This window comes from Streptomyces sp. PL-25, assembly GCF_058344915.1.
This window is the reverse complement of record NZ_CP136997.1, coordinates 2,633,218-2,648,166: the sequence shown is the minus strand read 5'-3', so window position 1 is coordinate 2,648,166 and position 14,949 is coordinate 2,633,218. Positions and strand designations below refer to the sequence as shown.

Genomic DNA, 14,949 nt, shown 5'->3' with positions numbered 1-14,949 from the left:
AGCCGGAGAACTTATGCGAAGGAAAACGCGGCCCCTCCTGGGTACCCGGAGAGGCGGCCGTGGCGGGGCTACGACCGGGCAACGGCACCGGACGCGGGCCCCGGCAGGGCCGACGACGCCCGCGAACACAGCAGAAAGGCTGGTCATGACCGCACTCGGAGTCCTCTACCCGGGCCACTTCGCCGAGGACGACTATCCGCGCATCGAACAGCTCCTGGGCAGCGACATCCGGGTCGACCTCGTCCACACCCCGCAGGACGAGGACGCGTACCGGACGGACGTGCCGCGCGCCGCCCGGCCCGTCGAGGAGCTGACGCGCGGCGCGGAGGAACTGCGGCTGTCCGGCGCCGAGGCGGCGGTGTGGGCCGGTAGCGGCGGCGGCTTCACCGCCGGCTGGGACGGCGCCCACCAGCAGGTGCGCGCCCTGGCACAGGCGATCGGCATGCCCGCCTCCGCCACCTCCTTCGGCTTCGTGCACGCGGTGCACGAGATCGGCGTACGGCGCGTCGCCGTCGCCGCCACCTACCCGGACGAGGTGACCGCCCGCTTCGCCGACTTCCTGCGCGCGGGCGGTGTCGAGGTGGCCGCCGCGCACGGCGCCGGCTGCCGCTCGGCCGTCGAGGCGGCGGCCTGGGGCGAGCCGGAGGTCCTCGCCCTGGCCCGCGCCGCCGACACCGCGCGGGCCGAGGCGGTGCTCCTGCCGGACACCGCCCTGCACACCGCCTCCCACCTCATGGCCCTGGAGAAGGACCTCGGCAAGCCCGTCCTCACCGCGAACCAGGTGACTGTCTGGGAGGGGCTGCGGCTCACCGACCGCCGGGTCAACGCCCCCGACCTGGGCGCGCTGTTCACCCGGGAACCGATCGTCCAGGTGTGAGGCCGACGGGGACCCGGCGGAAAGGTGTGAGAAGGGCGGGCGCGCTTGCGGCCGCCCGCGCCGAGGCGTTACCTGGAAGTGTCCGGCGGTGCAGCGAGAACGCCCCGGGTCCGGCGCAGACACGGACCGGCGGCACCCGCCCGTCTGTGCTCCTGCGCCCTGCCCGCGTGCCCCGCCCCTGAGACGGGCCGCCGTCGCCGCCGTCATGGAGCGATGACGCGGAGGTGACCGAAGGTGAAAGCCGTCGTCTACGAGAAGCCCTTCGACGTGGCGGTGCGCGACGTCGACGATCCCCGGATCCAGCACCCCAACGACGTGATCGTCCGCATCACGTCCAGTGCGATCTGCGGATCCGACCTGCACATGTACGAGGGCCGCACGGCCGCGAAGGCGGGCATCGTCTTCGGCCACGAGAACCTGGGCGTCGTGGAGGAGACCGGCAGCGGCGTGACCTCGCTGGCCGAGGGCGACCGGGTCGTCATGCCGTTCAACGTCGCGTGCGGGTTCTGCAAGAACTGCCTCGCCGGAAAGACCGGGTTCTGCCTCACGGTCAACCCGGGCTTCGCCGGCGGCGCCTACGGCTATGTCGCGATGGGCCCCTACACCGGTGGCCAGGCCGAGCACCTGCGGGTGCCCTTCGCCGACTTCAACTGTCTGAAGCTGCCTCCGGGCGACGAGTTCGAGACCGACTTCGTGCTGCTCGCCGACATCTTCCCGACCGGCTACCACGGCTGCGAACTCGCCCAGGTCACGCCGGGTGAGTCGGTGGCGGTGTTCGGCGCCGGGCCGGTGGGCCTGATGGCCGCCTACTCGGCGCTGCTGCGCGGCGCGTCCAAGGTGTTCACCGTGGACCGGGTGCCCGAGCGGCTGGCCAAGGCGGAGGAGATCGGGGCCGTCCCCATCGACTTCACCCGGGGTGACCCGGCCGAGCAGATCAAGGAGCAGACGGGCGGCGAGGGCACCGACAAGGGCGTGGACGCCGTCGGCTACCAGGCCCAGTCGCACAAGGACGTGGGCCACGAGGAGCCCGCCGTCGTCCTGAACACCCTGGTCGAGACGGTACGGCCCACCGGCATGCTCGGCATACCGGGCCTGTACGTCCCCTCCGACCCGGGCGGGCCCGACGAGCACGCCAAGCACGGCCAGCTGCTGGTCTCCATCGGCAAGATGTTCGAGAAGGGGCAGCGGATGGGCACCGGCCAGTGCAACGTCAAGCAGTACAACCGCCAGCTCCGCGACCTGATCATCGCCGGGCGGGCCAGGCCCAGCTTCGTCGTCTCGCACGAGCTGCCCCTGGACCAGGCACCGCAGGCGTACGAGAAGTTCGACCAGCGCGTCGAGGGCTACACCAAGGTCGTCCTGCACCCCGGGCACGCCCTGGCCGCGTGAGCCCCGCCCCCGGGCCGCCCCCCTCCGGAGGGACGGGTCTGAGGGGATCTGAGGGGAAGGGGGAACAAGCGGGGACCGTCTCCTGTTGTCGCCCGGAGGAACCAGCACGGCCAACCAGCAGGAGGCACCCCGTGGCGGCAGACGAGATCCGAGGCGAGGGGCACGGCAGCGCACCCGTACCCCTCTCCGTCCTGGACCTGGTGACGGTGGGCGCGGGCCACACCGCCACCGAGGCGCTGCGCACCAGCGTGGCCCTGTCCCGGCTGGCGGAGAGCCGCGGCTACCACCGCCTCTGGGTCGCCGAGCACCACTCCATGCCCGGAGTGGCCTCCTCCTCACCTGCCGTGATCCTCGCCCACCTCGCCGCCCACACCGAGCGCATCCGCCTCGGCTCGGGCGGCGTCATGCTGCCCAACCACGCCCCGCTGGTCATCGCCGAGCAGTTCGGCACCCTGGAGGCCATGGCCCCCGGCCGCATCGACCTCGGCCTCGGCCGCGCCCCCGGCACCGACGGCGCCACAGCCGCCGCCCTGCGCCGCACAGATCACCTCAACGAGGGCGCCGACGACTTTCCGCAGCAACTCGCCGAGCTGACCCGCTTCCTCGACGACGACTTCCCCGACGGCCACCCCTACCGCCGTATCCACGCCGTGCCCGGCCCGGTCCAGGCCACCTCGCCCGGCGGGGTGCAGTCCCCGCACCGGCCGCCGATCTGGCTGCTCGGCTCCTCCGGCTTCAGCGCCCGGCTGGCCGGCATGCTCGGCCTGCCCTTCGCCTTCGCCCACCACTTCTCCGCGCAGAACACCGTCCCGGCGCTCGACCTCTACCGCGAGTCCTTCCGCCCCAGCGCGGTCCTCGACGCCCCGTACGCCCTCATCGGGGTCGCCGCCCTCGCCACCGAGGACGAGCGCGAGGCCCGCCGCCAGGTGCTGGCCGCCGCGCTCAACATGGTCCGGCTGCGCACCGGCCGCCCGGGACTCGTCCCCACGCCCGAGGAGGCGGAGGCGTACGAGTTCAGCCCGATGGAGCAGGACTTCATCGCGTCCTGGAACGCCAATGTCGTGCACGGCACGCCCGACGAGGTCCGCTCCGGCCTCGACGACCTCCAGAAGCGCACCGGCGCCGACGAACTGATGATCACCAGCAACGCGCACAGCGGCGACGTACGGCTGCGCAGCTACGAACTCATCGCGGACGCCTACGGGCTGCCCGGCGCCTGAGCCCAGCCCGAGCCGGGGCCTACCGGCGGCCGCAGGCGTGGCCGCCCAGCAGCTCGGAGATGCGGTCCGGTGACACCGGGCGGGAGTACAGCCAGCCCTGCCCGGTGTCGCAGCCGATGCGGCGCAGCCTGCTGGCCTGGTCGGTGGTCTCCACGCACTCGGCGGTGACGGTCAGCCCCAGCCGGTGCGCGAGCTGGATCATCGCCTCGACGATCACCTCGTCGGCCGGGCTCGCGGGCTCCGCGCCCGCCTCCGGCGTCCCGGTGTCCGCGAGGGCCGGCCGGACCGCCTCCCGCTCCGCGTACTGGAAGCCCCGGACGAACGAGCCGTCCAGCTTCAGCGCCGACACCGGCAGCCGGCTGAGGTAGGCGAGGTTCGAGTAGCCGGTGCCGAAGTCGTCGATGGCGATGTGCACGCCCATGTCGCTCAGCGCCCGCAGCGCCTCCAGCGGCCGCCCGGCCGAGCCCATCACCGCCGACTCGGTCAGCTCCAGCTGGAGCAGGCCCGGCGCGAGCCCCGTCTCCGCCAGCACCTCGGCCACGTCCGCGACCAGGTCGGAGTCCCACACCTGGCGGACCGCGACATTGACGCTGACGAAGATCGGCGGCTCGTCGGGGTGGTCGAGCTGCCAGCGGCGGGCCTGGCGGCAGGCGGTCGCCAGGATCCAGCGGCCCAGCGGCACGATCGAACCGTCCTCCTCCGCCAGTGCGATGAACCGATTCGGCGTCAGCATCCCGAACTGCGGGTGCCGCCAGCGCACCAGCGCCTCCACCCCGCGCAGCCGCCCGTCCTCCATGGCGACCAGCGGCTGGTACTCCAGGGTGAACTCGCCCCGCTCCACGGCCGCGCGCAGCGTGGAGACCAGCGCCTGGCGGGTCATCCGGTGCGCGTTGCGCTCCGGGTCGAACAGGGTCCAGCGGGCCCTGCCGTCGGCCTTCGCCCAGTACAGGGTCGTGTCCGCGGCCTGCATCAGGGCGGTCGCCGAGGTCCCGGCGGTCTGCCGCTCGACCACGCCGATCGACGCCGACACCGACAGCAGGCGCCCGGCGACCTCGAACGGCGCCTGGAGCGCGGTGAGCACCGACTCGGCCAGATCGGCCAGTTGTTCGGTGCCGGTGGAGTCCTCCACGAGCAGCGCGAACTCGTCCCCGCCGAGCCGGGCCACCAGCGGGGTGCTGCCCCGGCCGGAACCGGCCTCGTCCGCGCAGCCGGTCAGCCGCCGCGCCACCGCCGCGAGCAGCCGGTCGCCGACCCGGTGTCCCAGGGTGTCGTTGACCGCCTTGAAGCCGTCGAGGTCCAGGTAGCACAGACCGATCCGGCCGGTCCCGCCGCCGTCGTACGCGTCCGCCTCCAGCACGGCCGACAGGCGCTCGAAGAACAGGGTGCGGTTGGGCAGCCGGGTCACCGGGTCGTGCATCCGCAGATGCCGCAGCCGGGACTGGAGCTCACGGCGGGCGCTGACGTCGGCGATCGACAGCAGCACGCCCGGAGGGACGTCCGGCGGCCCGCCGTCCGGGGCGCCGTCCGCGGTCCCGGGCGCGCCCCGGGGCCGGTCCTCCGGCGGCAGCGGCGCGACCGTGACCTGCGCCCACAGCGAGCGGCCGTCGGCCTGTTTGAGCCGGCGGGTGCAGCGCAGCCGGGCCTGCCGCCCGCGCAGCACCTCGCGGTACGCCTGCCAGGTGCGGGCGTCGGAGCCGAGGTCCACCAGGTCGGCGGCGGGCTGTCCGGCGAGGTCGGCGGCGGACGCGCCGACCAGGGCGGCGAAGGTGTCGTTGGCGCTGACGACCAGGCCGTCGCGGTCGACGACGGCCATCGCGAGCGGGGCGGCGCCGAAGGCCGACCGGAAGGGCGGGGCGGGGGCGGGGGACTGGTCCGGCCCGGCGAATCCGGCCCCGGCGGGGACCGGTTCCGCCATTGGGGTGACGCCGGGGCTGAGGACGGGTGCGGGTGGGGGCGCGGGTGCCCTGGTGGACAGGGCGGCGCCGTGACCGCCGTGCGGCCCCGCCACGGCCATGGTGTCCGGGCCGCCGCCGCCCGGGTCGGTACCCGGCGCCTTCATGACATCACTCTGTGTGACTTTCGGCCGCATGAAGTCTGCCGCGGGCGTCGGCCCTTCGGACGTTCCGCTCACCGCTCGCTCCCGCAGTGCACTCGTTCTTCGTATCGGTCTCGTCGGGTGGCCGGCCAGGTGGGGATCGGCCGCCGGGCCCGTGTCCGCGCAGGAAGTGCCAGGAAAGTGTGCCGATCATAGATGGTGGCGCGGGGCCCCTTCCAGCCACTTGCCGGTTCCGCCGGATGGACGACCCTTCTGGCAGATCGTTTCTGCCCACACCTGGGCAGGTTCTTCAGAAGGACGACCGATTGTGACGTTCCGTGAGTGGTCCGGGGGCGTCATCCCCGTCGCGGCCGCTACGGCTCCGTATCTCGTGAACTCGCGTCCCGCACGCTCGCGCTCACCCTTCCGGTGCAGACAAACAGGGCGTACCCCTACAAACTCGCACAGGCTGGGTTCGGTGTCCCCGCGAACCGCACCCGGAGGTCCCTGTGCCGCGTCAGCTCCCCCTGAAAGCGCTCGGCCGTGACGCTTTCCAGGCGCTGGGCCGAGCGGGGACGCGCCCCCGACTGCGCAGCACCGCCGCCGTGTTCACCACCCTCTCGGCGGTCGCCGCCACCTCGATCCTCAGCGGGCCCTCGGTCGCCGAGCCCTTCGCGGCCGCCCCCTGCGCGCTGCGCCGGACCGAGGCCCACCACTCGGAGGGCGTCGACACCTGGAACCCCTCCTACACCCGGCCGGTCAGACCGCTCGACGCCGTGATGATCTTCCTGTCCTTCCCGGACGCCGCCCCGCTCACCACCCCGGCCGAACTCGCCGCCGACCACTTCCCGGCCACCAGCCGCTTCTACGCGCAGGCGTCGTACGGCCGGTTCACGCTGCGGGCCCATCCGCTCGGGCACTGGATCCGGATGCCGCGGCCGTCCACGGCGTACGCCATGCACCGCGACTGGGACGTCCGGGACCGGGCCGCCTATCTGCGCGACGCCGTCGCCGCCGCCGATCCGCAGGTCGACTTCTCCCGCTACGACATCGTCTACCTGGTCGCCGACCCGGACGCGCCCGGCGTCGACTCCGACGCCACGAAGGTCGTCAACCTCAACACCCCGCTGCGGGCGGACGGCACGGACATCCGGCGGGTGGTGACGGTGTTCGAACGGCATCCGCCGGACCGGCTGGTCCTCGCCCACGAGACCGGGCACGTCTTCGACCTGCCGGACCTGTACCACCGGCCGGCCGACGGCAAGGGCGACTGGGACACCTATGTCGGCGACTGGGACCTGATGGGCAGCCAGTTCGCGCTCTCGCCCGACCTGTTCGCCTGGCACAAGTGGAAGCTCGGCTGGCTGGACCCGCGCCAGGTCGTGTGCGTACAGGGGACCGGGCCGACCCGGCTGACCCTGGAACCCGTGGAGGCGGGACCGGCCGGCGCGGGGCCGCCCGGGGCGGCGGAACAGCCGGACACGGGGCAGCCGGCGGACGTGGCCGGGGTGCCGCTGTTCGGGCTGGGCGGCGGCACGAAGCTCGCGGTGGTACGGACCGGGAGCGACCAGGCGCTGGCCGTCGAGGCGCGCTCCTCGGTCGGCAACGACCTCACCGGATGCCGACAGGGGGTGCTGGTGTACCGGGTGCGGGGGGACACGGAGTCGGGCGGCGGCGCGGTCCAGGTGATCGACGCCCATCCGCGCACCGGGGCGTGCGCGGGCACCTCCGTCTATCCGCCGCTCGCCGACGCGCCGATCGGCGTGGGGGAGAGCTTCACCGTGCCCGGCGACGGTGTCCGGGTGGAGGTCGAGGACCGCACGGTCTCGGGGGCGTACACCGTGAGCATCACCCCGGCTCTGGAGAGCGAGGGGTGAGGGGCGGGAGGGGGTGTGGGCGAGGCGCGCGCGGACGCGTGTGCGTGGACGGGTGCGAGTGGCCGGGTGCGAGTGCACGAGAAAGGCGATGCGTGCTCGCTGAACGCGAACCCGCATCGCCTCTGTCATGGTGCGCCGCCAGGGACTCGAACCCCGGACCCGCTGATTAAGAGTCAGCTGCTCTAACCAACTGAGCTAGCGGCGCCTGCTGACGTCGTAGACCTTAGCATCCTGATCGGGGGGAGGAAAAATCGAAATCCGCACGGCCGACCGGGCCGCCCGGACGGCCGCCCACAGCAGGATCTCGGGACCCGGCAGCCACGGTCGCCGGGTGTCCGGCGCGACCAGCCAGCGGGACGCGGCGTGCGGGCGGCCGGGGCCGCCGACCGGTGCCGGGACGGTCACCGCGTCGCCGTTGCCGTGGCACAGCAGCGGCGGGACGCCGTCCGCGCGGCCCCGTCCGGCCTCTTGGCCCCGGGAGCCGAAGTCCTCCCACTCCAGCAGCGACGGCAGCCGGTGCGCGGTGCCCGGCGCGGCGAACAGCAGCATCCGTCCGCGGTGGACGGCCACCGGGCCGGAGCCGGGCCCCTCGCCCCAGAGCCGGTCCAGCATCCGGCGGCCGAAGATCGCGGGCACGCCGACCACGTCGAAGGCGGTGCCGCAGGGCAGGACGACCGGCGCGTCCGGCTGTTCGCGCCAGTGGGCGAGTGTGCTGCGCGGATACGGCCCGGCCGAGGCGAGCCAGTCGGCTCCCTCGGCGGTGACGCGGGTGGCGCCGGTGAGGTCGGCGGCGGCGGTCCGGCCGGCGAAGAGAGACGTTTCTGTGAGGCTCATGTCCCACGTCTACCGACTGTGAGGGCTTCCTTGCGCACGGTTGCAGGAAACCGGGACAGAGCGGGGGCCCGGGGCGTATCTTGCCCCGCGGGCATATGCCAGGAGGTCCGGCGGCCGGGAGCGGCCGGGCCGGGCGGGGTGAGGGTGCCGAGTGGGGCGGCCGGGGTCAGAGGGGATCGGCCGGGTTGGCGTGCACGCTGTCCTCGGCGCCGCGCAGCAGGTCCCGTCCGAACTCGACCATCCTGTGGGCGTAGTCCTCGGTCCACTGGGCGCGCTCGGCGATGTCCGCCGGCTTCAGCCGGTCGAAGCGGCGGGGGTCGGCGAGCTGGGCCGCCGCTATCGCCTGGAACTCCACCGCCCGGTCGGCCGCCGCGCGGAACGCCGTCGTCAGTTCGGTCGCCCGCTCCAGCAGCGTCCTGGGGTCGTCGATCGACTCCAGGTCGAAGAAGTGCTCCGGGTCGGAGGCGGCTGCCACGGGCTCGAAGAGCAGGGGCGCGGGGCGTAGCCGCGGTTCGTTCCGACGCGGCGTGGGCTCCGCCATGTCTTCTCCTCCTCGTACGGTCTCGGATGGCGCCGTCCTCGTGGCGGGCCACCCTCCATTCTCTCGCGTGTGCGCAAGGGGACGGGTGCTCGCTGCCCATCCCCGGACCTTCTCAAGCCCCCGCCCCCACGGGATGTTCCCGCCGCCCCACCCGTCCGGGACGGCCGGGTGCCGGGTGCCGGGTGCCGGGCGCTGGGTGCCTCCGAGGCTCAGGGTCTCCGGGGGACCCGTCCCTGAGGCCCAGGGGTTCCGGGGCGCGCGTCCCTGTGGCTCAGGGTCTCCATGGCACCCGGTGTTCGCGCAGGCGGGCCAGGACCGCGTGGTTGGCCTCCCAGCCGTCCGGGAACTTGACCGTGACGCCCAGCTGGACCGGGTCGGTGGAGGGGTGTTCGTCGAGGAGTTCGCTCACGCCCGCGCGGCAGACGACGATGCAGGCGTGCCGGTGCCGGGAGGCCAGCACGCACAGGCGGCCGGTCTCCAGGTGGAAGGCGGTGGCGTCGGGGCGGCCGGAGAGCGGGTGGAGCACGACGGTGACGTCGAACTCGCGGCCCTGGAGCCGGTTGGCCGTGTCCACGGTCACGTCCGTGACGCCCACGGAGGCGAGGGCCGCGCGGACGGCCGCCGCCTGGTCGCGGTGGGCGGTGCCGACCGCGATCCGGTCGGCGGTCAGCGGCGCCGGTTCCTCCGGCGCCCGCTCGGACAGCGCCGCGCCGCCGCGCTCCAGCAGCCGCGCCACGACCGCCGCCACCGCCCGCACCGCCTCCGGGTCGGTGCGCGGGGTGTGCCGCGCGGGCAGCTCCAGCAGGCCCCAGCCGGACTCGGCGGCCTCGTCGATCACCCGGTCGGGGCCCGAGCCGTCCGAGGGCACCGCGAAGCCGAGCCGCCGCTGCCCGGCCGCCGTACCGCTGCGGAAGGGCGTGTACGGGTAGAACGCGTCGGACACCAGCGGCGCCGCCGACGCGGGCAGCCGCCACGACACGGGCAGCCGGTGCTGCGGCAGCTCCGGGTTGTGCGCCAGCAGTGTCGTCACCGCCGAGGCCGACGGGTCGTACGACAGCCCCGCCCACTGCTCGCCCCCGACGATCGAGAACGGGTCCAGCTGCCCGGGGTCGCCCACGAACAGCGCCCGCTCGAACAGCCCGGCCACGGCCAGCAGCGCGTCCGAGCGCATCTGGTACGCCTCGTCGACGATCGCGTGCCGCCACGGCTCGGCGGTCTTCACATGCGCCCACTTCGCGGCGGTGGACAGCACGATGCCCAGCCCGGCCAGGTCGCCCGCCTTCGCGGACGTGCGGACGTTCTCCAGGGCGTCGAGCGCCTTGTCGTACGGGTCGGAGTCGCTGCTGTGCAGCCGCCCCACGGGCAGCTCGGGCTCCTTCTCCGCGAGCCGTACCACCAGGTCGTCGACCTGCGCGTTGGTCTGCGCCACGACCATCAGCGGCCGCCCGGCGGCGGCCAGCTCCAGTGCGGCGCGCACCACCAGCGTCGACTTCCCGGCGCCCGGCGGGGAGTCGACGACCACGCCGCGGTGCGTGCCGTGCAGGGTGTCGCGGAGGATCGCCTCGGTGGCGCGGGCGGCCGCCGCGCCGGGGTCGAGGCCGGGCCCGGGGGCGCCGGCCGCGGCGGAGGTCTCCTCGGTGGGGGCGGTCACAGGACGTCCTCCTCGGTCACCGGGTCAGGGGCCTGGGCGGCGCTCTCCTCGCCCGGCGGCCCGCCGTGCGTCCACGGGGTCTGCTCCGGGTCGGGCAGCTTCGCCCCGCCGCGCTGCTCGTGCTCGAAGAGCGTGAAGCAGACCCGGTCGCCCTTCTGCGGCACCGAACCGGCCTCCGGCTCCTTGCCGCGGCCCATCTTGTCGAGGATCCGCAGCACCACCAGCGTCCCGTCCTCCTCGACGGCCACGCACTGCGCCGACTGCGGCCTGCCGTCCAGCGAGCGGTACACCTTGACCCGCTCGGCCAGATGCGGACAGTCGTCGGTGCGCACGGTGACCAGCGGGCGCGGGCTGGGCCGCTTGCCGTCGCTGTACGCCATGGTCACATCGGTGACCTCCCCGGCGAACGCCTCACCGGACAGCCGCCGCCCGGCCATGACCAGCGGGTCGTCCAGTGCCTCCTGGGCGTCCAGGCGGGCCTGCTCGCGCTCGCGGGCCGCCAGTTTGTTCGCCGCGGTGACCGCGTCGTCGCGGCGCGGCTGCGGCGGCTCCCCGGCCAGTACCCGGTCGCGGTGGGCGGTGAACGACCAGCGGTCGCGCGTCCACCGCTCCGCCACGCGAGCGCCCTGAGGCAGCTCCCGCAGCAGGTCGAGGCCCTGCCAGACCTTCTCCCAGGTGGGCAGGGCGCAGCCCAGGACCAGTTCGTGGACGCGGCGCTCGGCCGCGGTGAGCGCGGCGAGCCGGTCGTCGGCCTCCAGCCCGTCGGCCGCGGCGGCCAGCTCGCCGCGCGCGCGGTCGTAGCGCTCGATGGCGGGCGCGAGGAGCTTGTTGTCGAAGGCCGGGTCGGTGGCCGGGCCCGCGGGCGGGCACAGCAACTGTCCTGCCGCGTCCCGCTCCAGCTCGGCCCGCAGCGCGGCCTCGGCGCCCGAGAGGCCGTCCGGCGGGTCGATCCAGGCGAGCAGGGCTCCCAGGTGCTGGTCCTCCAGGGCGGACTGGCCGGTGGTCCAGTGCCGGGCCAGTACGTCGCTGAGGGCCAGCAGCAGCGAGGAGCCCGGCACCCGGGCCCGCTCGCCGAAGTGGGTCAGCCAGCGCCCCAGCAGCGGCACCCGGGGCGGCGCCGGATACGGGGTCTCCGGGTCCTGCTCGGCGGTGCGGCGGAAGCGCATGGAGCGGCCGAGCAGCCGTACGAAGTCGAGGCCCGCCCGGCTCGGCACGATCAGCTGGGGCGCGTCCGCGCACAGCTCGGTCTCGACCTTGACCCGCTTGCCGGTCTCCGGGTCGGTCTCGGTGCGCTCGGCGGCCTCCACCACGTCGGCGTAGGAGTCCAGGTAGGGCAGGACGACGTCCGCCAGCTCGGCCAGGAACGCGAACCGCAGGTCGCGGTCGCGCGGCTGCGCCACGGCCAGCAGCCGGGGCGCGTCCCGGTCGGTGCCGACCAGCGCGCCGAGCGGGGCGCCCGCCTCACCGGCGGTGGTGAGCGGCACGAGCACCAGGGGCCGCCCGGACAGATGCCGGTGCCGGACGGTCGCGGCGGGCTGGGCGTGGCCGTCGTGCACCGCCTGGAGGCGCGCGAGGGTGTCGATCAGCGACATGCGGCCCCCTGCCGGTCGTCGGCGGCCGCGGTGCGCCGCGCGGGTGCCGGGCGCGGGTGGTCCCGCAGGGCCTCCGCCCGCAGCAGCGCGGCCCGGCGCAGGGCGGCCACCGCCGGGTCGTCCGCCTCGCCCGCCTCGCCGTGGGCCGCGGCGAGCACGTCCTCGACGGTCGCCAGGCCGCCCAGCTCGGCGCGGACCGAGCGGCCCAGGGCGGTCACCGCGCCGTGCGCGCGGGAGCGGGCCCGGCAGTGGAAGGCCAGCTCGCAGGCGGCCAGGCACTCGGGCGCGTAGGCGGCGGGCACCGCCTCGACCGCCGCCGTCAGCTGCTCGGCGGGCAGCTCGGGGGAGAAGCACACGCCCTCGGGGAGCAGATCGGCGATGTCCTGCAACCGGGTCAGCCGCGCCAGCTGGCGGGCGGTCACCGCGCGCTGCTTGCGCACGTCGACGGCGGAGGCGGCGGGCAGGTTGGAGAAGTCCTTGGGGCACACCAGCAGCACGCGGTGCCGTACGCGCGGGGGCGGCGCCCCGTCCGGTGAGCACCGGGCGGCGACCTCCTCCAGGGCCAGCACGTACACCGCGGCCTGGCGGGCCGCCGCACCCACCTTCGCCGGGTCGGCGGAGCCGTCCAGCATCGGGAACGACTTGATCTCCACGACGGTCCAGGCGCCGTCGGGGTGCACCACCACCGCGTCCGGTTCCAGGAAGGCGGGGGAACCCGCCACGTCCAGGGCGAGCATCGGGTGGTCCAGCAGCGTCCAGGCGCCCGCCGCGGTGGCCTCGCGCAGCGCCAGCGCCGTACGCGCCGCGCGTCCCTCGGGGCCGGTCGCGGTCAGGTCCGGGACGTGCGCCTCGTGCGGCGGCTCGGCGCCGGGGTCGAGCCGCTGGTGCACCAGCCGCAGCAGCTCGGCGCCGCCGTCCGCCTTGACCCGCGCCTCGAACGCGTTGCCCCGGGTGAGGGCGAACTGCGACTGGCCGAACGCGGAGGGGGCGCCCAGCGCGCCGGCGAGCGCCGTCTTGTCCACGCCCGCGCCGTCCAGGATCGCGCGCCGTCTGCACCCCGGGTTGGCGGCCAGGGCCGCCAGCGCGCGGGCGTCCAGGGCACGGGCCGGTACGCCGGGGCCGCGCAGCTCAGCGAGCTGCTGCCGGAGCGCCGTCCCCGGTGTCCTGGGGGGAGGCACCCGGCTCGGCTCCGGAACCGAACCGTGTTTCGCGCTGCCGTGGAATTCGCTCACCCGCCGAAGTCTGGCACTCGCCACTGACAACGGGGGAACCCGCGCCGTCCGGGCGGCCCGCCAGGGCCGGGACCCGCGCGGCCAGCAGCGTCCGGGCCCGGTCGGCGGCGCGCAGCACGTGCGGGGCGAGCAGCAGCCCGACGCCCATCACGGCCACACCCGCGACCGCGTCCAGGAAGTAGTGGTTGGCGGTGCCCATCACCACGATCGCGGTCAGTGTCGGGTAGGCGACACCGGCCGCCTTCGCCCAGCGGGTGCCGCCGTGGCGCCACAGCATCACGCCGCACCACAGCGCCCAGCCGACGTGCAGGCTGGGCATGGCCGCGTACTGGTTGGTCATGCCGCCCATGCCGCGCGGCGCGCTGGCGTCGCCGCCCCACCAGCCGTACGAGCTGTAGTGGGCCATGGTGTCCACGAAGCCGTGACCGGGCGAGAGCAGCCGGGGCGGGCAGGTCGGCAGCAGGGTGAAGCCGATCAGCCCGATGAACGTGGACGTCATCAGCCAGGTGCGGGCCGCGCGGTAGTACGCGGTGCGCCGCCGGAACAGCCACACCAGGATCGCGGGCGTCACCACGTAGTGCAGGGACGCGTACCAGAAGTCGGCCGGGACGCCGAGCCAGGGCTCGCGGGTGAACAGCCGGTTCAGGGGGTGCTCGAAGTTGATCCGCAGCACCTTCTCGATGTGCAGGATCGACAGACCGTGGTCGACGGCGCCCGCGACGTCACCGCGGACCAGCAGCCGCCCGGCCGAGTAGCAGCCGTACACGAGCAGGATCAGCGGCAGCTCGGTCCACCAGCGCGGCCGGGTCCGCGGGGGCGCCTCGGCGCGCGGTGCACGTGCCGGTGCCTCGGTCTGCGGCATCCGATGCCCTCCCCCTTCAGGTCGCTCTTGTCGTCGCTGCGGCGCCCGGTGATCTCCGGTGGTCCCCGGCCGGTCGTGCCACTTTACGGTGTATGCGCCCGCCCGCGCGGGGCGCCCCGGCCCTCAAAGACGCGAGGGCCGCCCGCCGGGTTGCCCCCGCACAGGGTGCGCGATGATGGAAATCCCCGTCCGAAGATCTGACTTTTCCCGGAAAGGCTCCTCATGGCACCGCGCATCCTGCTGGCCCGGCACGGGCAGACCCAGTGGTCGCTGTCCGGCAAGCACACCGGCAGGACCGACGTGCCCCTCCTGGAGGAGGGCCGGCGCGGCGCCAAGCTGCTCGGCGAGCGGCTGCACCGGGCACCCTTCGACGGACTGCCGGGCGTCGAGGTCCGCACCAGCCCGCTCGTGCGCGCGCGGGAGACGTGCGAACTGGCCGGTTTCGGCGAGCGCGCCACGGACTGGGACACGCTCATGGAGTGGGACTACGGCTCCTACGAGGGCATGACGCCCCGGCAGATCCAGGACGAGGCCCCCGGCTGGCTCCTGTGGCGCGACGGTGCCCCGCGCGGGGAGACGCCCGGCGAGGTGCGGGACCGCGCCGACGAGGTGGTGGCCTGGGCCCGCGGCGAGGACCGCGACGTGCTGGTCTTCGCGCACGGGCACATCCTGCGGGCGATCGGCGCCCGCTGGCTCGGCCTGCCGCTCGACTTCGCCGCCCGCGTGCGCCTCAGCCCCACCTCGCTCTCGGTGCTGGACTGGGCCTACGGCGAACCGGTCCTGCACAGCTGGAACGACGTGGGGCACCTGGAGGGCTAGGACGGCCGCCGGAACCGCCG

The 14,949-nt window shown here is 74.7% G+C and carries 12 protein-coding genes and 1 tRNA gene; 5 read left to right on the top strand and 8 right to left on the bottom strand.

Annotation, left to right across the window (positions count from 1 at the left end; translation table 11 throughout):
• Window positions 1–145 precede the first annotated feature (145 nt).
• The 3 genes from R4Z62_RS11720 to R4Z62_RS11710 all read left to right on the top strand — a co-directional run bounded on the left by R4Z62_RS11720 (window position 146) and on the right by R4Z62_RS11710 (window position 3,486).
• Window positions 146–877 carry a maleate cis-trans isomerase family protein gene (locus tag R4Z62_RS11720; RefSeq protein ID WP_491519780.1) on the top strand — a complete coding sequence of 244 codons (732 nt, stop codon included), beginning with the start codon at window positions 146–148 and terminating at the stop codon, window positions 875–877.
• Window positions 878–1,111: 234 nt separating this feature from the next.
• Complete coding sequence (locus R4Z62_RS11715; RefSeq protein ID WP_064533307.1) at window positions 1,112–2,266, top strand: glutathione-independent formaldehyde dehydrogenase; 1,155 nt, start codon at window positions 1,112–1,114, stop codon at window positions 2,264–2,266.
• 131 nt (window positions 2,267–2,397) lie between these two features.
• A complete protein-coding gene (locus R4Z62_RS11710; RefSeq protein ID WP_491519779.1) occupies window positions 2,398–3,486 on the top strand; it encodes an LLM class flavin-dependent oxidoreductase in 1,089 nt (362 codons plus the stop codon).
• 19 nt (window positions 3,487–3,505) lie between these two features.
• Here R4Z62_RS11710 and R4Z62_RS11705 read toward each other — a convergent pair whose 3' ends face one another.
• Window positions 3,506–5,575, bottom strand: a complete 2,070-nt coding sequence (locus R4Z62_RS11705; protein ID WP_491519778.1) for a putative bifunctional diguanylate cyclase/phosphodiesterase — start codon at window positions 5,573–5,575, stop codon at window positions 3,506–3,508.
• 455 nt (window positions 5,576–6,030) lie between these two features.
• Here R4Z62_RS11705 and R4Z62_RS11700 point away from each other — a divergent pair, with 455 nt between their 5' ends.
• The gene (locus R4Z62_RS11700; protein WP_491519777.1) at window positions 6,031–7,398 is read left to right on the top strand and encodes a M6 family metalloprotease domain-containing protein; all 1,368 of its coding nucleotides are present in this window, start codon (window positions 6,031–6,033) and stop codon (window positions 7,396–7,398) included.
• A gap of 128 nt (window positions 7,399–7,526) precedes the next feature.
• Here R4Z62_RS11700 and R4Z62_RS11695 read toward each other — a convergent pair.
• The 7 genes from R4Z62_RS11695 to R4Z62_RS11665 form a co-directional block, all read right to left on the bottom strand.
• Window positions 7,527–7,603 (bottom strand) — tRNA-Lys (locus R4Z62_RS11695).
• Entirely contained in the window at window positions 7,594–8,232 is a 639-nt protein-coding gene (locus R4Z62_RS11690) for a bifunctional DNA primase/polymerase (protein WP_064533303.1), read from the bottom strand. The genes R4Z62_RS11695 and R4Z62_RS11690 overlap by 10 nt, the downstream gene beginning before the upstream one ends.
• A 166-nt stretch (window positions 8,233–8,398) precedes the next feature.
• Window positions 8,399–8,773: a DUF8844 domain-containing protein gene (locus tag R4Z62_RS11685; protein WP_018565647.1), complete on the bottom strand. Its 375-nt coding sequence runs from the start codon at window positions 8,771–8,773 to the stop codon at window positions 8,399–8,401.
• A gap of 271 nt (window positions 8,774–9,044) precedes the next feature.
• Window positions 9,045–10,424, bottom strand: a complete 1,380-nt coding sequence (locus R4Z62_RS11680) for an AAA domain-containing protein (protein WP_491519776.1) — start codon at window positions 10,422–10,424, stop codon at window positions 9,045–9,047.
• Window positions 10,421–12,016, bottom strand: coding sequence for a hypothetical protein (locus R4Z62_RS11675; protein ID WP_491519775.1), 1,596 nt, complete (start codon window positions 12,014–12,016; stop codon window positions 10,421–10,423). The genes R4Z62_RS11680 and R4Z62_RS11675 overlap by 4 nt, the downstream gene beginning before the upstream one ends.
• Complete coding sequence (locus R4Z62_RS11670) at window positions 12,007–13,194, bottom strand: hypothetical protein (protein ID WP_355476977.1); 1,188 nt, start codon at window positions 13,192–13,194, stop codon at window positions 12,007–12,009. The genes R4Z62_RS11675 and R4Z62_RS11670 overlap by 10 nt, the downstream gene beginning before the upstream one ends.
• A complete protein-coding gene (locus R4Z62_RS11665) occupies window positions 13,145–14,110 on the bottom strand; it encodes a phosphatase PAP2 family protein (protein WP_064533299.1) in 966 nt (321 codons plus the stop codon). Before R4Z62_RS11665 ends, R4Z62_RS11670 begins: the two co-directional genes overlap by 50 nt.
• A gap of 222 nt (window positions 14,111–14,332) precedes the next feature.
• Between R4Z62_RS11665 and R4Z62_RS11660 the strand changes: the two genes are divergently transcribed.
• Window positions 14,333–14,929: a histidine phosphatase family protein gene (locus tag R4Z62_RS11660; protein WP_355476976.1), complete on the top strand. Its 597-nt coding sequence runs from the start codon at window positions 14,333–14,335 to the stop codon at window positions 14,927–14,929.
• Window positions 14,930–14,949 lie beyond the last annotated feature (20 nt).

Coding starts and splice junctions, on each gene's coding strand:
- R4Z62_RS11660 (WP_355476976.1), top strand. CDS start 14,333: ATGGCACCGCGCATCCTGCTGGCCCGGCACGGGCAGACCCAGTGGTCG.
- R4Z62_RS11665 (WP_064533299.1), bottom strand. CDS start 14,110: ATGCCGCAGACCGAGGCACCGGCACGTGCACCGCGCGCCGAGGCGCCC.
- R4Z62_RS11705 (WP_491519778.1), bottom strand. CDS start 5,575: ATGCGGCCGAAAGTCACACAGAGTGATGTCATGAAGGCGCCGGGTACC.
- R4Z62_RS11685 (WP_018565647.1), bottom strand. CDS start 8,773: ATGGCGGAGCCCACGCCGCGTCGGAACGAACCGCGGCTACGCCCCGCG.
- R4Z62_RS11720 (WP_491519780.1), top strand. CDS start 146: ATGACCGCACTCGGAGTCCTCTACCCGGGCCACTTCGCCGAGGACGAC.
- R4Z62_RS11675 (WP_491519775.1), bottom strand. CDS start 12,016: ATGTCGCTGATCGACACCCTCGCGCGCCTCCAGGCGGTGCACGACGGC.
- R4Z62_RS11690 (WP_064533303.1), bottom strand. CDS start 8,232: ATGAGCCTCACAGAAACGTCTCTCTTCGCCGGCCGGACCGCCGCCGCC.